The organism is Escherichia sp. MOD1-EC5189, assembly GCF_002966045.1.
In the GTDB taxonomy this organism is placed as follows: Bacteria; Pseudomonadota; Gammaproteobacteria; order Enterobacterales; family Enterobacteriaceae; genus Escherichia; species Escherichia coli_F.
In genome coordinates this window covers 1-12,888 of record NZ_PTRX01000015.1, presented here as the reverse complement: position 1 = coordinate 12,888, position 12,888 = coordinate 1, and the positions used below count along the sequence as shown (strand labels likewise).

Here is a 12,888-nt window from a genome sequence, read left to right as displayed (position 1 = left end):
GTCCAGTCTTGTAGGCCTGATAAGACGCGTAAGCGTCGCATCAGGCAAGGCAAACAGTGAGGAATCTATGTCCAAACTCGATCTAAATGCCCTGAACGAACTGCCGAAGGTAGATCGCATTCTGGCGCTGGCGGAAACTAACGCCGAACTGGAAAAACTGGACGCTGAAGGCCGCGTTGCCTGGGCGCTGGATAATCTGCCCGGTGAATATGTACTTTCTTCCAGCTTCGGTATCCAGGCGGCGGTTAGCCTGCATCTGGTGAATCAGATTCGCCCGGATATTCCGGTGATCCTCACCGATACTGGTTATCTGTTTCCGGAAACCTACCGCTTTATTGACGAGTTAACGGACAAACTCAAGCTCAACCTGAAAGTGTACCGCGCTACCGAAAGCGCCGCCTGGCAGGAAGCACGCTACGGCAAACTGTGGGAGCAGGGCGTTGAAGGCATTGAAAAGTACAACGATATCAACAAAGTCGAACCGATGAACCGGGCGCTGAAAGAACTGAACGCACAAACGTGGTTTGCTGGCCTGCGCCGTGAACAATCCGGCAGCCGCGCTAATTTACCGGTGCTGGCAATTCAGCGTGGCGTATTTAAAGTGCTTCCGATTATCGACTGGGATAACCGAACTATTTATCAGTACCTGCAAAAACATGGCCTGAAATACCATCCATTATGGGACGAAGGATATTTATCGGTCGGTGATACCCATACAACCCGTAAATGGGAACCTGGTATGGCGGAAGAAGAAACGCGTTTCTTTGGCTTAAAAAGGGAATGTGGGCTGCACGAAGGGTAAATATTGCCGGATAAAATAAACGCCTCTGTCAGGAATGATGGGGGCGTTTTTATTTTGCGAGCAGCATTCCGGCATTTAAACGTGAATATAGCAGGGGAAATCAACAGTTATAGAATGGCGTCGGGTGCTTGAGGCTGTCTGGCGTTAAGCATTCGCGAGGTTCCAGATGGACAAAAGCCCCAGGCGATATTTCTATCAACCTGAGGCTCGCGTTCGAACGTAGCAATTCGGATGTTAGTCTCTTCTTTGCAGGGAGGCAAGACATGCTGACAAAATATGCCCTTGTGGCAATCATCGTACTGTGTTGTACAGCACTGGGATTCACGCTGATGGTAGGCGACTCGTTGTGTGAGTTGAGTATCAGAGAACGTGGTATGGAGTTTAAGGCAGTTCTCGCTTACGAACCGAAGAAGTAGCCACCACGCGGGGGTAAAACCCCGCGTATTGAATTGTGATGGTTTGGTCTCCTGCACCCTTTTTTTCATTTATATTGTTTTTGTGAATATTATGCCTGTGTTTATTATTTATATATATCACAGATGAAAATCATTGAATTATTCATAATGTAAATACTTTATTGAACGATATATATCACAGATAATTTTTAATATATGCGTAAATATCCTTTAAGTTTTACTGAAGGATAAAAACATTGTGACTTTCTTTGATTTCTGGGGAAAAACCCGACGTGGCGAGAAAGAGGGTGGCGACGATTATCACCTTCTTTGCTGGCATTCGCTGGATGTAGCCGCGATAGGCTATTTAATGGTCAAAAACAACTGTTTCGGGCTGGCTGACTATTTTCGTCAATTAGGTTTCGCTGACACGGATCAGGCAGCACAATTTTTCGCCTGGTTGTTGTGCTGGCACGATACTGGAAAATTTGCCCGCTCATTTCAGCAACTTTACCTGCACCCACAACTCAAGGTTCCGGAAGGCGCAAGAAAGAATTACGAAAAGATCTCTCATTCAACGCTGGGTTACTGGTTGTGGCATCATTATTTAATTGAATGTGAAGAGTTGCTTCCTTCATCTTCACTCTCTTTGCGCAAACTTAAACGGGTGATGGAGATGTGGATGCCCGTGACGACCGGGCATCATGGTCGGCCTCCTGACCGTATCGATGAACTGGACAACTTTCTGCCTGAAGACAAAGCTGCCGCACGAGATTTTCTCCTTAAAATCAAGGTACTGTTTCCGCTCATCGAGATCCCTACATTCTGGGATGATGACGAGGGCGTTGAACTTATAAAACATCTTTCCTGGTATATCTCTGCAACCGTCGTACTCGCAGACTGGACGGGATCGTCAACGCGGTTTTTTCCACGCGTCGCACACGTAATGGATATTAAAGATTACTGGCAGAAGGCTTTAGTTCAGGCTCAAAACGCATTAACCGTCTTTCCCCCAAAAGCAGAAACCGCGCCTTTCACTGGAATTAATACGCTGTTTCCTTTTATTGAGCATCCGACACCGTTACAGCAAAAGGTGCTGGATCTGGATATCAGCCAGCCAGGACCACAGTTGTTTATTCTGGAAGATGTGACTGGCGCAGGTAAAACAGAAGCGGCGCTTATCCTGGCGCACAGGTTGATGTCTGCGGGTAACGCTCAGGGGCTGTTTTTTGGTTTGCCGAGTGTTCCCCGCGCCAGCGGGGATAAACCGTCGACAATGGATAAGTTGACTTCAGGTCTGGGGAGTTCCCCGCGCTAGCGGGAATAAACCGTGTAGTACGCCTGATGACAAACCAAGCATCGGGAGTTCCCCCGCGTCAGCGGGGAACTCCCAGCTCCCATTTTCAAACGCCTCATGACGCCTTCGCCAGTTCCTTCACTAGCGGTAGCATTATCCGCATAACGTCACGGCAGCGACGTTCTATTCTTCCAGGAAGCGCCTTATCAATATGCTGTTGATTATCAAGCCTTACATCATGCCAGCTATTTCCCGCCGGGAAGGCCGGTGTTTTTGCGCGTTGCTGATAACCATCCTTATTTCCAAGATTCCAGTTGGTCGCCTCCACCGAAAGTACCGCAATACCGGCTTTGTCGAAAACTTCTGCATCGTTACAACACCCGGTGCCTTTCGGATAGTTTTTATTCAAACCTGGATTTGTTGTCGCTGCAATCCCATGATTACGCGCAATTGCCAGCGCTCGATCACGGGTTAATTTCCTGACAGCTTCTGGTGTATTTACGCCACTATTAAAATACAATTTATCGCCAACAATTAAGTTATCGAGATTAATCACCAGCAGCGTATTTTTCTTTTCAGTATCGCTCATGCGCTTGAGTAAATTCTCAGCGCCTAATTTCCCTTCTTCTTCTCCACTGGTTGCCACAAAACGAATACCATACTCGGTAGGCGTATTTTTCAGACGTTCAGCCAGTTCCAGCATGACACCTAAACCTGCGGCGTTATCATCCATTCCTTGTAACGTCAGCCCGCCGAGATTGGCATCGGCGTCGGCATCGCTCAGTGGAGCGTACGTATCAAGATGCGCCATAATAATGATCTGCTGCGGCGCTTTGCCTTCATGAGCGGCAATCACCGTACTTCCCGTCACGTTGTGCCAGTTTTTGCGGTTATCGCGGGCGGTGTAAATATATCGGCTATTAAATGTCCGAATATCACTGCGATAACCCATTTGCTGAAACTGTTGACGAATATAATCGGCAGATAACATTTCTGCAGGAGTTCCGGTCATGCGTCCCGGAAAGAAAGTAGCAATATGTCGTGCCTGTGTATTAGCAAAATCACCAGGTTTAGGTGACGAGGCGTGTACGGGGAGAATAAAGCATACGCCGAGCGCCAGGGCAGCGGTACGGTGGCGCAATGCGGAAAACATAGTGAGTCCTTAAATACCATGCAAATTTTTTTACCGCCATAGTATGAAACTGCCGCTGCGCTAAAACAATTTCAAATCTTCCTAAACGCCCGAAATCCGGTGCCTTAAGCACTTTTTGATATTAGCTTTGCCAAATCGTTATTCCGTTAAGGAACTACTCATTCTAATTGGTAATTTCATTCGTTCTCTTACGCTCCCTATAGTCGAAACATCTGATGGCAAGAAAATAGCGGTATTGCAAAGGAACGGTTATGGATCAAAAACGACTTACTCACCTGCGGCAACTGGAGGCGGAAAGCATCCACATTATTCGTGAGGTGGCGGCAGAATTCTCAAATCCGGTGATGCTCTACTCCATCGGTAAAGATTCCAGCGTCATGCTGCATCTGGCGCGCAAGGCGTTTTATCCGGGTACGCTGCCTTTCCCTCTGCTGCATGTTGATACTGGCTGGAAATTCCGCGAGATGTATGAGTTTCGCGATCGTACGGCTAAAGCCTATGGCTGCGAGTTGCTGGTGCATAAAAACCCGGAAGGCGTGGCGATGGGGATTAATCCATTCGTACACGGCAGCGCAAAACATACCGATATTATGAAAACCGAAGGTTTGAAGCAGGCGTTGAACAAGTACGGTTTTGATGCCGCCTTCGGTGGCGCACGTCGTGACGAAGAGAAATCCCGCGCTAAGGAGCGAATCTACTCTTTCCGTGACCGCTTCCATCGCTGGGACCCGAAAAATCAGCGCCCGGAGCTGTGGCACAACTACAACGGGCAAATTAACAAAGGCGAAAGTATCCGCGTTTTCCCGCTCTCTAACTGGACCGAGCAGGATATCTGGCAATACATCTGGCTGGAAAATATCGACATTGTCCCGCTGTATCTCGCTGCTGAACGTCCGGTTCTGGAACGCGACGGTATGTTGATGATGATTGATGACAACCGTATCGACCTGCAACCGGGCGAAGTGATTAAAAAACGGATGGTGCGTTTCCGTACGCTGGGCTGCTGGCCGCTGACCGGCGCGGTGGAGTCAAATGCGCAAACACTGCCGGAAATCATCGAAGAGATGCTGGTTTCCACCACCAGTGAACGTCAGGGGCGCGTGATTGACCGCGACCAGGCAGGTTCTATGGAGCTGAAAAAACGTCAGGGGTATTTTTAAGATGAACACTGCACTTGCACAACAAATTGCCAATGAAGGCGGCGTTGAAGCCTGGATGATTGCGCAACAACATAAAAGCCTGCTGCGTTTTCTGACCTGTGGTAGCGTCGATGACGGCAAAAGTACCCTGATTGGTCGCCTGCTGCACGATACCCGCCAAATCTACGAAGATCAGCTCTCATCGCTGCATAACGACAGTAAACGTCACGGCACCCAGGGCGAAAAACTGGATCTGGCCCTGCTGGTGGACGGCCTGCAAGCTGAGCGTGAACAGGGCATCACCATTGATGTGGCTTACCGCTATTTCTCCACCGAGAAGCGTAAATTTATAATCGCCGATACCCCTGGGCACGAGCAGTACACCCGCAATATGGCGACTGGCGCATCGACATGCGAACTGGCGATCTTACTGATCGATGCCCGTAAAGGCGTGCTCGATCAAACGCGTCGTCACAGTTTTATCTCCACGCTGTTGGGGATCAAACATCTGATCGTGGCGATCAACAAAATGGATCTGGTGGATTACAGCGAAGAGACGTTCACCCGCATTCGTGAAGATTATCTGACCTTTGCCGAGCAGTTGCCGGGTAATCTGGATATTCGCTTTGTGCCGCTCTCCGCGCTGGAAGGCGACAACGTGGCTTCGCAAAGTGAAAGCATGCCGTGGTACAGCGGTCCGACACTACTCGAAGTACTGGAAACCGTGGAGATACAGCGAGTGGTGGATGCCCAGCCAATGCGCTTTCCGGTGCAGTACGTTAACCGCCCGAATCTTGATTTTCGCGGCTACGCCGGAACGCTGGCATCCGGTCGCGTGGAAGTCGGGCAACGAGTCAAAGTGTTGCCTTCGGGAGTGGAGTCAAACATTGCGCGGATCGTGACTTTTGATGGCGATCGCGAAGAAGCCTTTGCCGGAGAAGCGATCACCCTGGTGCTAACGGATGAGATCGACATCAGCCGTGGTGATCTGCTGCTGGCGGCAGACGAAGCGCTACCGGCAGTGCAGAGCGCGTCGGTGGATGTGGTGTGGATGGCGGAACAGCCGCTTTCCCCTGGACAAAGCTACGACATCAAAATTGCCGGTAAGAAGACGCGTGCCCGTGTTGATGGCATTCGTTATCAGGTTGATATTAATAACCTTACTCAACGCGAAGTTGAAAATCTGCCGCTCAACGGCATTGGTTTGGTGGATCTCACTTTTGACGAGCCGCTGGTGTTAGATCGTTATCAGCAAAACCCAGTTACTGGTGGGCTGATTTTTATCGATCGCCTGAGCAATGTGACCGTGGGTGCCGGTATGGTGCACGAGCCAGTTAGCCAGGCAACTGCTGCGGCATCTGAATTCAGTGCATTCGAACTGGAATTGAATGCCCTGGTCCGTCGTCATTTCCCGCACTGGGGCGCTCGCGATTTACGGGGAGATAAATAATGGCGCTGCATGACGAAAACGTCGTCTGGCATAGCCATCCGGTCACAGTGCAACAACGCGAGCAACACCACGGTCATCGTGGTGTTGTGTTGTGGTTTACCGGCCTCTCCGGGTCCGGTAAATCCACGGTCGCCGGGGCGCTGGAGGAGGCGTTACATAACCTTGGTGTCAGTACGTATTTGCTGGATGGCGACAACGTCCGCCACGGCTTATGCAGCGATCTCGGTTTTAGCGATGCCGATCGTAAAGAGAATATCCGTCGCGTCGGTGAAGTGGCGAATTTAATGGTTGAAGCTGGACTGGTGGTGCTGACCGCTTTTATCTCGCCACACCGCGCCGAACGCCAGATGGTTCGCGAACGCGTAGGAGAAGGGCGTTTTATCGAAGTGTTTGTCGATACGCCGCTGGCGATTTGCGAGGCCCGCGATCCAAAAGGCTTATATAAGAAAGCACGTGCCGGTGAACTGCGTAACTTTACGGGAATAGATTCCGTTTACGAAGCACCTGAATCGGCAGAAATTCATCTCAATGGTGAACAATTAGTAACAAATTTGGTACAGCAATTATTAGATCTGTTGAGACAGAACGATATTATCAGATCCTGAGACACCACCGGGTTTCCATGCCCGGTCCGTCAAAGTTACAGGATCAAATATGCGTAATAGCCATAACATTACACTAACAAATAACGACAGCCTTACTGAGGATGAAGAAACCACATGGTCACTGCCAGGTGCTGTGGTTGGTTTTGTCTCCTGGTTATTTGCGCTGGCGATGCCGATGTTGATTTATGGCTCTAACACGCTGTTCTTCTTTATCTACACCTGGCCTTTCTTTCTGGCACTGATGCCTGTCGCGGTAGTAGTGGGGATTGCGCTGCATTCATTGATGGACGGAAAGCTACGCTACAGTATTGTTTTCACCCTGGTGACAGTCGGCATTATGTTTGGCGCACTGTTTATGTGGCTACTGGGCTAATTTGTACTTTCCCGTCTCCTCTGTTCATAATTCAAACCGTAACGAATAATGAGATTATGTTCTGCACGCCCTGGGTATACGTAACAATGGACAAATGTGGTACATTTGCCCGCGTTGTCGCGGTATCCCCAACAGAGGATGTAGAGTCGTCTTCGGATGCATGGGATGATGATGCCGTTTTTCAGGGGGCAGGATGGGTAAACTAACGCTGCTGTTGCTGGCTATTCTGGTCTGGCTACAGTATTCGCTGTGGTTCGGTAAGAACGGTATACATGACTATACCCGCGTCAATGATGATGTGGCGGCACAGCAAGCTACAAACGCGAAACTTAAAGCGCGAAACGATCAACTTTTTGCCGAAATTGACGATCTCAATGGCGGCCAGGAGGCGCTCGAAGAGCGTGCGCGTAATGAACTCAGCATGACCAGGCCGGGCGAAACTTTTTATCGTCTGGTGCCTGACGCGTCGAAACGCGCACAGTCTGCGGGGCAAAACACTCGATAAATCAGCCCGGGAATTAACATGGCAACCACTCATTTGGATGTTTGCGCCGTGGTTCCGGCGGCCGGATTTGGCCGTCGAATGCAAACGGAATGTCCTAAGCAATATCTCTCAATCGGTAATCAAACCATTCTTGAACACTCGGTGCATGCGCTGCTGGCGCATCCCCGGGTGAAGCATGTCGTCATTGCCATAAGTCCTGGCGATAGCCGTTTTGCACAACTTCCTCTGGCGAATCATCCGCAAATCACCGTTGTAGATGGCGGTGATGAGCGTGCCGATTCGGTGCTGGCAGGTCTGAAAGCCGCTGGCGATGCTCAGTGGGTATTGGTGCATGACGCCGCTCGTCCTTGTCTGCATCAGGATGACCTCGCGCGATTGTTGGCGTTGAGCGAAACCAGCCGCACGGGGGGGATCCTCGCCGCACCGGTGCGCGATACCATGAAACGTGCCGAACCGGGCAAAAATGCCATTGCTCATACCGTTGATCGCAACGGCTTATGGCACGCGCTGACGCCGCAATTTTTCCCTCGTGAGCTGTTACATGACTGCCTGACGCGCGCTCTAAATGAAGGCGCTACCATTACCGACGAAGCCTCGGCGCTGGAATATTGCGGATTTCATCCGCAGTTGGTCGAAGGCCGCGCGGATAACATTAAAGTCACGCGTCCGGAAGATTTGGCACTGGCCGAGTTTTACCTCACCCGAACCATCCATCAGGAGAATACATAATGCGAATTGGACACGGTTTTGACGTACACGCCTTTGGTGGTGAAGGCCCAATTATCATTGGTGGCGTACGCATTCCTTACGAAAAAGGGTTGCTGGCGCATTCTGATGGCGACGTGGCGTTACATGCACTGACCGATGCATTGCTTGGTGCAGCGGCGTTGGGGGATATCGGCAAGCTGTTCCCGGATACCGATCCATCATTTAAAGGGGCCGACAGCCGCGAATTGCTGCGCGAAGCCTGGCGTCGTATTCAGGCGAAGGGGTATACCCTCGGTAACGTCGATGTCACTATCATCGCTCAGGCACCGAAGATGTTGCCGCATATTCCACAAATGCGCGTGTTTATTGCCGAAGATCTCGGCTGCCATATGGATGATGTTAACGTGAAAGCCACTACTACGGAAAAATTAGGATTTACCGGGCGTGGGGAAGGGATTGCCTGTGAAGCGGTGGCGCTACTCATTAAGGCAACAAAATGATTGAGTTTGATAATCTCACTTACCTCCACGGTAAACCGCAAGGTACCGGGCTGCTGAAAGCCAATCCGGAAGACTTTGTGGTGGTGGAAGATTTGGGCTTTGAGCCTGATGGTGAAGGTGAGCATATTCTGGTTAGAATCCTCAAAAACGGCTGTAATACCCGTTTTGTGGCGGATGCACTGGCGAAATTCCTGAAAATTCATGCCCGTGAAGTCAGCTTCGCTGGGCAAAAAGACAAACATGCTGTTACGGAACAGTGGTTATGCGCTCGCGTGCCAGGCAAAGAGATGCCCGATCTCAGTGTTTTTCAACTGGAAGGTTGTCAGGTGCTGGAGTATGCGCGGCACAAGCGTAAGCTGCGTTTAGGGGCGCTGAAAGGTAACGCTTTTACCCTGGTAATCCGCGAAGTGAGCAATCGTGATGACGTTGAACAACGTCTGATCGATATTTGCGTAAAAGGTGTACCGAACTACTTTGGTGCCCAACGTTTTGGTATTAGCGGCAGCAACTTGCAGGGTGCGCTGCGCTGGGCGCAAACCAATACTCCGGTGCGTGATCGCAATAAACGGAGTTTTTGGTTGTCGGCAGCCCGCAGTGCGTTGTTTAATCAGATTGTTGCTGAGCGCCTCAAAAAAGCAGACGTTAATCAAGTTGTTGACGGCGATGCGCTACAATTAGCCGGACGTGGCAGCTGGTTTGTTGCCTCCAATGAAGAACTGGCGGAATTACAGCGTCGCGTCAACGATAAAGAGCTGATGATTACTGCTGCATTGCCGGGCAGTGGCGAATGGGGAACTCAGCGTGAAGCGCTGGCATTCGAACAAGCAGCTGTCGCCGAAGAAACTGAATTGCAAGCCTTACTGGTGCGCGAAAAAGTTGAAGCCGCGCGCAGAGCGATGCTGCTGTATCCGCAACAATTAAGCTGGAACTGGTGGGATGACGTCACCGTAGAAATCCGTTTCTGGCTTCCGGCAGGCAGTTTTGCGACCAGCGTTGTCAGGGAACTTATCAACACAACAGGTGATTATGCGCATATTGCTGAGTAATGATGACGGGGTACATGCACCCGGTATACAAACGCTGGCGAAAGCCTTGCGTGAGTTTGCTGACGTTCAGGTGGTCGCCCCCGATCGTAACCGCAGCGGCGCTTCAAATTCTCTGACACTGGAATCCTCCTTGCGCACGTTTACCTTTGAAAATGGTGATATTGCTGTGCAAATGGGAACCCCGACCGATTGCGTCTATCTTGGCGTGAATGCTCTGATGCGTCCGCGCCCGGACATTGTTGTGTCGGGGATTAACGCCGGGCCGAATCTGGGGGATGATGTTATCTATTCCGGTACGGTAGCCGCCGCGATGGAGGGCCGTCATTTAGGCTTTCCGGCGCTTGCTGTCTCGCTTGACGGGCATAAACATTACGACACTGCCGCGGCGGTAACCTGTTCCATTTTGCGAGCTCTGTGTAAAGAGCCGTTGCGCACCGGGCGTATTCTCAATATTAACGTACCGGATTTACCGTTGGATCAAATCAAAGGTATTCGCGTGACGCGCTGCGGTACCCGACATCCGGCAGATCAGGTGATCCCGCAGCAAGATCCGCGCGGCAATACGCTGTACTGGATTGGCCCGCCGGGTGGTAAGTGCGATGCCGGTCCGGGGACCGATTTTGCTGCGGTCGATGAGGGCTATGTCTCTATCACGCCGCTGCATGTGGATTTAACTGCGCATAGCGCGCAAGATGTGGTTTCAGACTGGTTAAACAGCGTGGGAGTTGGCACGCAATGGTAAGCAGACGCGTACAAGCACTTCTGGATCAATTACGTGCGCAAGGTATTCAGGATGAGCAGGTGCTGAATGCACTTGCCGCCGTGCCGCGTGAAAAATTCGTTGATGAAGCGTTTGAACAAAAAGCCTGGGACAATATCGCCTTGCCGATAGGTCAGGGGCAGACAATTTCGCAGCCGTATATGGTGGCGCGAATGACCGAATTACTCGAGCTGACGCCGCAGTCGCGGGTGCTGGAAATTGGCACCGGTTCGGGATATCAAACGGCAATTCTGGCGCATCTTGTTCAGCATGTTTGCTCGGTTGAACGTATTAAAGGCTTGCAGTGGCAGGCGCGTCGCCGCCTGAAAAACCTTGATTTACATAATGTTTCAACCCGTCATGGCGATGGATGGGAAGGTTGGCAGGCACGTGCGCCGTTTGACGCTATCATTGTTACGGCGGCACCGCCGGAAATTCCAACTGCGCTAATGACGCAGCTGGACGAAGGCGGGATTCTCGTCTTACCCGTAGGGGAGGAGCACCAGTATTTGAAACGGGTGCGTCGTCGGGGAGGCGAATTTATTATCGATACCGTGGAGGCCGTGCGCTTTGTCCCTTTAGTGAAGGGTGAGCTGGCTTAAAACGTGAGGAAATACCTGGATTTTTCCTGGTTATTTTGCCGCAGGTCAGCGTATCGTGAACATCTTTTCCAGTGTTCAGTATGGTGCCTTGCACGGTAATTATGTCACTGGTTATTAACCAATTTTTCTTGGGGGATAAATGAGCGCGGGAAGCCCAAAATTCACCGTTCGCCGCATTGCGGCTTTGTCACTGGTTTCGCTATGGCTGGCAGGCTGTTCTGACACTTCAAATCCACCGGCACCGGTCAGCTCCGTTAATGGCAATGCGTCTGCAAACACCAATTCTGGTATGTTGATTACGCCGCCGCCGAAAATGGGGACGACGTCTACAACGCAGCAACCGCAAATTCAGCCGGTACAGCAGCCACAAATTCAATCTGCACAACAACCGCAAATCCAGCCTGTGCAGCCAGTAGCTCAGCAGCCGGTACAGATGGAAAACGGACGCATCGTCTACAACCGTCAGTATGGGAACATTCCGAAAGGCAGTTATAGCGGCAGTACATACACCGTGAAAAAAGGCGACACACTTTTCTATATCGCCTGGATTACTGGCAATGATTTCCGTGACCTTGCTCAGCGCAACAATATTCAGGCACCATACGCGCTGAATGTAGGTCAGACCTTACAGGTGGGTAATGCTTCCGGTACGCCAATCACTGGTGAAAATGCCATTACCCAGGCCGATGCAGCAGAGCAAGGAGTTGTGATCAAGCCTGCACAAAATTCCACCGTTGCTGTTGCGTCGCAACCGACAATTACGTATTCTGAGTCTTCGGGTGAACAGAGTGCTAACAAAATGTTGCCGAACAACAAGCCAACTGGGACCACGGTCACAGCGCCTGTAACGGTACCAACAGCAAGCACAACCGAGCCGACTGTCAGCAGTACATCAACCAGTGCGCCTATCTCCACCTGGCGCTGGCCGACTGAGGGCAAAGTGATCGAAACCTTTGGTGCTTCTGAGGGGGGCAACAAGGGGATTGATATCGCAGGCAGCAAAGGACAGGCAATTATCGCGACCGCAGATGGCCGCGTTGTTTATGCCGGTAACGCGCTGCGCGGCTACGGTAATCTGATTATCATCAAACATAATGATGATTACCTGAGTGCCTACGCCCATAACGACACAATGCTGGTCCGGGAACAACAAGAAGTGAAGGCGGGGCAAAAAATAGCGACTATGGGTAGCACCGGAACCAGTTCAACACGCTTGCATTTTGAAATTCGTTACAAGGGGAAATCCGTAAACCCGCTGCGCTATTTGCCGCAGCGATAAATCGGCGGAACCAGGCTTTTGCTTGAATGTTCCGTCAAGGGATCACGGGTAGGAGCCACCTTATGAGTCAGAATACGCTGAAAGTTCATGATTTAAATGAAGATGCGGAATTTGATGAGAACGGAGTTGAGGTTTTTGACGAAAAGGCCTTAGTAGAAGAGGAACCCAGTGATAACGATTTGGCCGAAGAGGAACTGTGATCCTACCCACGTAATATGGACACAGGCCTAAGCGAGGTTCTTGTTTTCAAATTGTTCCGGACTGAGGCCGCCAC

At 50.9% G+C, this 12,888-nt stretch carries 14 protein-coding genes and 2 pseudogenes; 15 read left to right on the top strand and 1 reads right to left on the bottom strand.

Annotation, left to right across the window (positions count from 1 at the left end; all coding sequences use genetic code 11):
• Positions 1-67 precede the first annotated feature (67 nt).
• From cysH to ATB02_RS14135, 3 genes and pseudogenes are all read left to right on the top strand, one after another.
• The gene (cysH, locus tag ATB02_RS14150; RefSeq protein ID WP_000039850.1) at positions 68-802 is read left to right on the top strand and encodes a phosphoadenosine phosphosulfate reductase; all 735 of its coding nucleotides are present in this window, start codon (positions 68-70) and stop codon (positions 800-802) included.
• Between the two features lie 263 nt (positions 803-1,065).
• Positions 1,066-1,218 (top strand): Hok/Gef family protein, encoded by a 153-nt coding sequence (locus ATB02_RS14140; RefSeq protein WP_105271775.1) that lies wholly within the window; start codon positions 1,066-1,068, stop codon positions 1,216-1,218.
• A 195-nt stretch (positions 1,219-1,413) separates the two neighbouring features.
• Positions 1,414-2,455: pseudogene (locus ATB02_RS14135) on the top strand (CRISPR-associated endonuclease Cas3''); the annotation flags it as partial.
• 154 nt (positions 2,456-2,609) lie between these two features.
• Here the strand turns inward: ATB02_RS14135 and iap are convergent.
• On the bottom strand, positions 2,610-3,647 hold the full coding sequence (iap, locus tag ATB02_RS14130; protein WP_000490407.1) for an alkaline phosphatase isozyme conversion aminopeptidase: 1,038 nt from the start codon (positions 3,645-3,647) through the stop codon (positions 2,610-2,612).
• A gap of 251 nt (positions 3,648-3,898) precedes the next feature.
• Here iap and cysD point away from each other — a divergent pair, with 251 nt between their 5' ends.
• From cysD to ATB02_RS26460, 12 genes and pseudogenes are all read left to right on the top strand, one after another.
• Positions 3,899-4,807 carry a sulfate adenylyltransferase subunit CysD gene (gene cysD, locus ATB02_RS14125; protein WP_000372392.1) on the top strand — a complete coding sequence of 303 codons (909 nt, stop codon included), beginning with the start codon at positions 3,899-3,901 and terminating at the stop codon, positions 4,805-4,807.
• Position 4,808: 1 nt separating this feature from the next.
• Positions 4,809-6,236 carry a sulfate adenylyltransferase subunit CysN gene (gene cysN / locus ATB02_RS14120; protein ID WP_105271774.1) on the top strand — a complete coding sequence of 476 codons (1,428 nt, stop codon included), beginning with the start codon at positions 4,809-4,811 and terminating at the stop codon, positions 6,234-6,236.
• Positions 6,236-6,841, top strand: coding sequence for an adenylyl-sulfate kinase (cysC, locus tag ATB02_RS14115; protein WP_039021008.1), 606 nt, complete (start codon positions 6,236-6,238; stop codon positions 6,839-6,841). The genes cysN and cysC overlap by 1 nt, the downstream gene beginning before the upstream one ends.
• A 49-nt stretch (positions 6,842-6,890) precedes the next feature.
• Entirely contained in the window at positions 6,891-7,214 is a 324-nt protein-coding gene (locus tag ATB02_RS14110) for a DUF3561 family protein (protein WP_001246111.1), read from the top strand.
• 193 nt (positions 7,215-7,407) lie between these two features.
• On the top strand, positions 7,408-7,719 hold the full coding sequence (gene ftsB, locus ATB02_RS14105) for a cell division protein FtsB (RefSeq protein WP_000517477.1): 312 nt from the start codon (positions 7,408-7,410) through the stop codon (positions 7,717-7,719).
• 18 nt (positions 7,720-7,737) lie between these two features.
• Positions 7,738-8,448: a 2-C-methyl-D-erythritol 4-phosphate cytidylyltransferase gene (ispD, locus tag ATB02_RS14100; RefSeq protein WP_000246131.1), complete on the top strand. Its 711-nt coding sequence runs from the start codon at positions 7,738-7,740 to the stop codon at positions 8,446-8,448.
• Positions 8,448-8,927, top strand: coding sequence for a 2-C-methyl-D-erythritol 2,4-cyclodiphosphate synthase (gene ispF / locus ATB02_RS14095; protein WP_001219246.1), 480 nt, complete (start codon positions 8,448-8,450; stop codon positions 8,925-8,927). Before ispD ends, ispF begins: the two co-directional genes overlap by 1 nt.
• Entirely contained in the window at positions 8,924-9,973 is a 1,050-nt protein-coding gene (gene truD / locus ATB02_RS14090; RefSeq protein ID WP_105271773.1) for a tRNA pseudouridine(13) synthase TruD, read from the top strand. Before ispF ends, truD begins: the two co-directional genes overlap by 4 nt.
• Complete coding sequence (gene surE, locus ATB02_RS14085; protein ID WP_001295182.1) at positions 9,954-10,715, top strand: 5'/3'-nucleotidase SurE; 762 nt, start codon at positions 9,954-9,956, stop codon at positions 10,713-10,715. Before truD ends, surE begins: the two co-directional genes overlap by 20 nt.
• Positions 10,709-11,335 carry a protein-L-isoaspartate O-methyltransferase gene (pcm, locus tag ATB02_RS14080; RefSeq protein WP_105271772.1) on the top strand — a complete coding sequence of 209 codons (627 nt, stop codon included), beginning with the start codon at positions 10,709-10,711 and terminating at the stop codon, positions 11,333-11,335. Before surE ends, pcm begins: the two co-directional genes overlap by 7 nt.
• 184 nt (positions 11,336-11,519) lie before the next feature.
• Positions 11,520-12,614, top strand: coding sequence for a murein hydrolase activator NlpD (nlpD, locus tag ATB02_RS14075; protein WP_342343157.1), 1,095 nt, complete (start codon positions 11,520-11,522; stop codon positions 12,612-12,614).
• 62 nt (positions 12,615-12,676) lie between these two features.
• Positions 12,677-12,811 (top strand): annotated as a pseudogene (locus ATB02_RS26460) (RNA polymerase sigma factor RpoS); the annotation flags it as partial.
• Positions 12,812-12,888 lie beyond the last annotated feature (77 nt).

What these genes read in the sequence shown, in the direction of transcription:
- cysH (WP_000039850.1), top strand. Translation starts at nt 68, where the DNA reads ATGTCCAAACTCGATCTAAATGCCCTGAACGAACTGCCGAAGGTAGAT.
- ATB02_RS14140 (WP_105271775.1), top strand. Translation starts at nt 1,066, where the DNA reads ATGCTGACAAAATATGCCCTTGTGGCAATCATCGTACTGTGTTGTACA.
- iap (WP_000490407.1), bottom strand. Translation starts at nt 3,647, where the DNA reads ATGTTTTCCGCATTGCGCCACCGTACCGCTGCCCTGGCGCTCGGCGTA.
- cysD (WP_000372392.1), top strand. Translation starts at nt 3,899, where the DNA reads ATGGATCAAAAACGACTTACTCACCTGCGGCAACTGGAGGCGGAAAGC.
- cysN (WP_105271774.1), top strand. Translation starts at nt 4,809, where the DNA reads ATGAACACTGCACTTGCACAACAAATTGCCAATGAAGGCGGCGTTGAA.
- cysC (WP_039021008.1), top strand. Translation starts at nt 6,236, where the DNA reads ATGGCGCTGCATGACGAAAACGTCGTCTGGCATAGCCATCCGGTCACA.
- ATB02_RS14110 (WP_001246111.1), top strand. Translation starts at nt 6,891, where the DNA reads ATGCGTAATAGCCATAACATTACACTAACAAATAACGACAGCCTTACT.
- ftsB (WP_000517477.1), top strand. Translation starts at nt 7,408, where the DNA reads ATGGGTAAACTAACGCTGCTGTTGCTGGCTATTCTGGTCTGGCTACAG.
- ispD (WP_000246131.1), top strand. Translation starts at nt 7,738, where the DNA reads ATGGCAACCACTCATTTGGATGTTTGCGCCGTGGTTCCGGCGGCCGGA.
- ispF (WP_001219246.1), top strand. Translation starts at nt 8,448, where the DNA reads ATGCGAATTGGACACGGTTTTGACGTACACGCCTTTGGTGGTGAAGGC.
- truD (WP_105271773.1), top strand. Translation starts at nt 8,924, where the DNA reads ATGATTGAGTTTGATAATCTCACTTACCTCCACGGTAAACCGCAAGGT.
- surE (WP_001295182.1), top strand. Translation starts at nt 9,954, where the DNA reads ATGCGCATATTGCTGAGTAATGATGACGGGGTACATGCACCCGGTATA.
- pcm (WP_105271772.1), top strand. Translation starts at nt 10,709, where the DNA reads ATGGTAAGCAGACGCGTACAAGCACTTCTGGATCAATTACGTGCGCAA.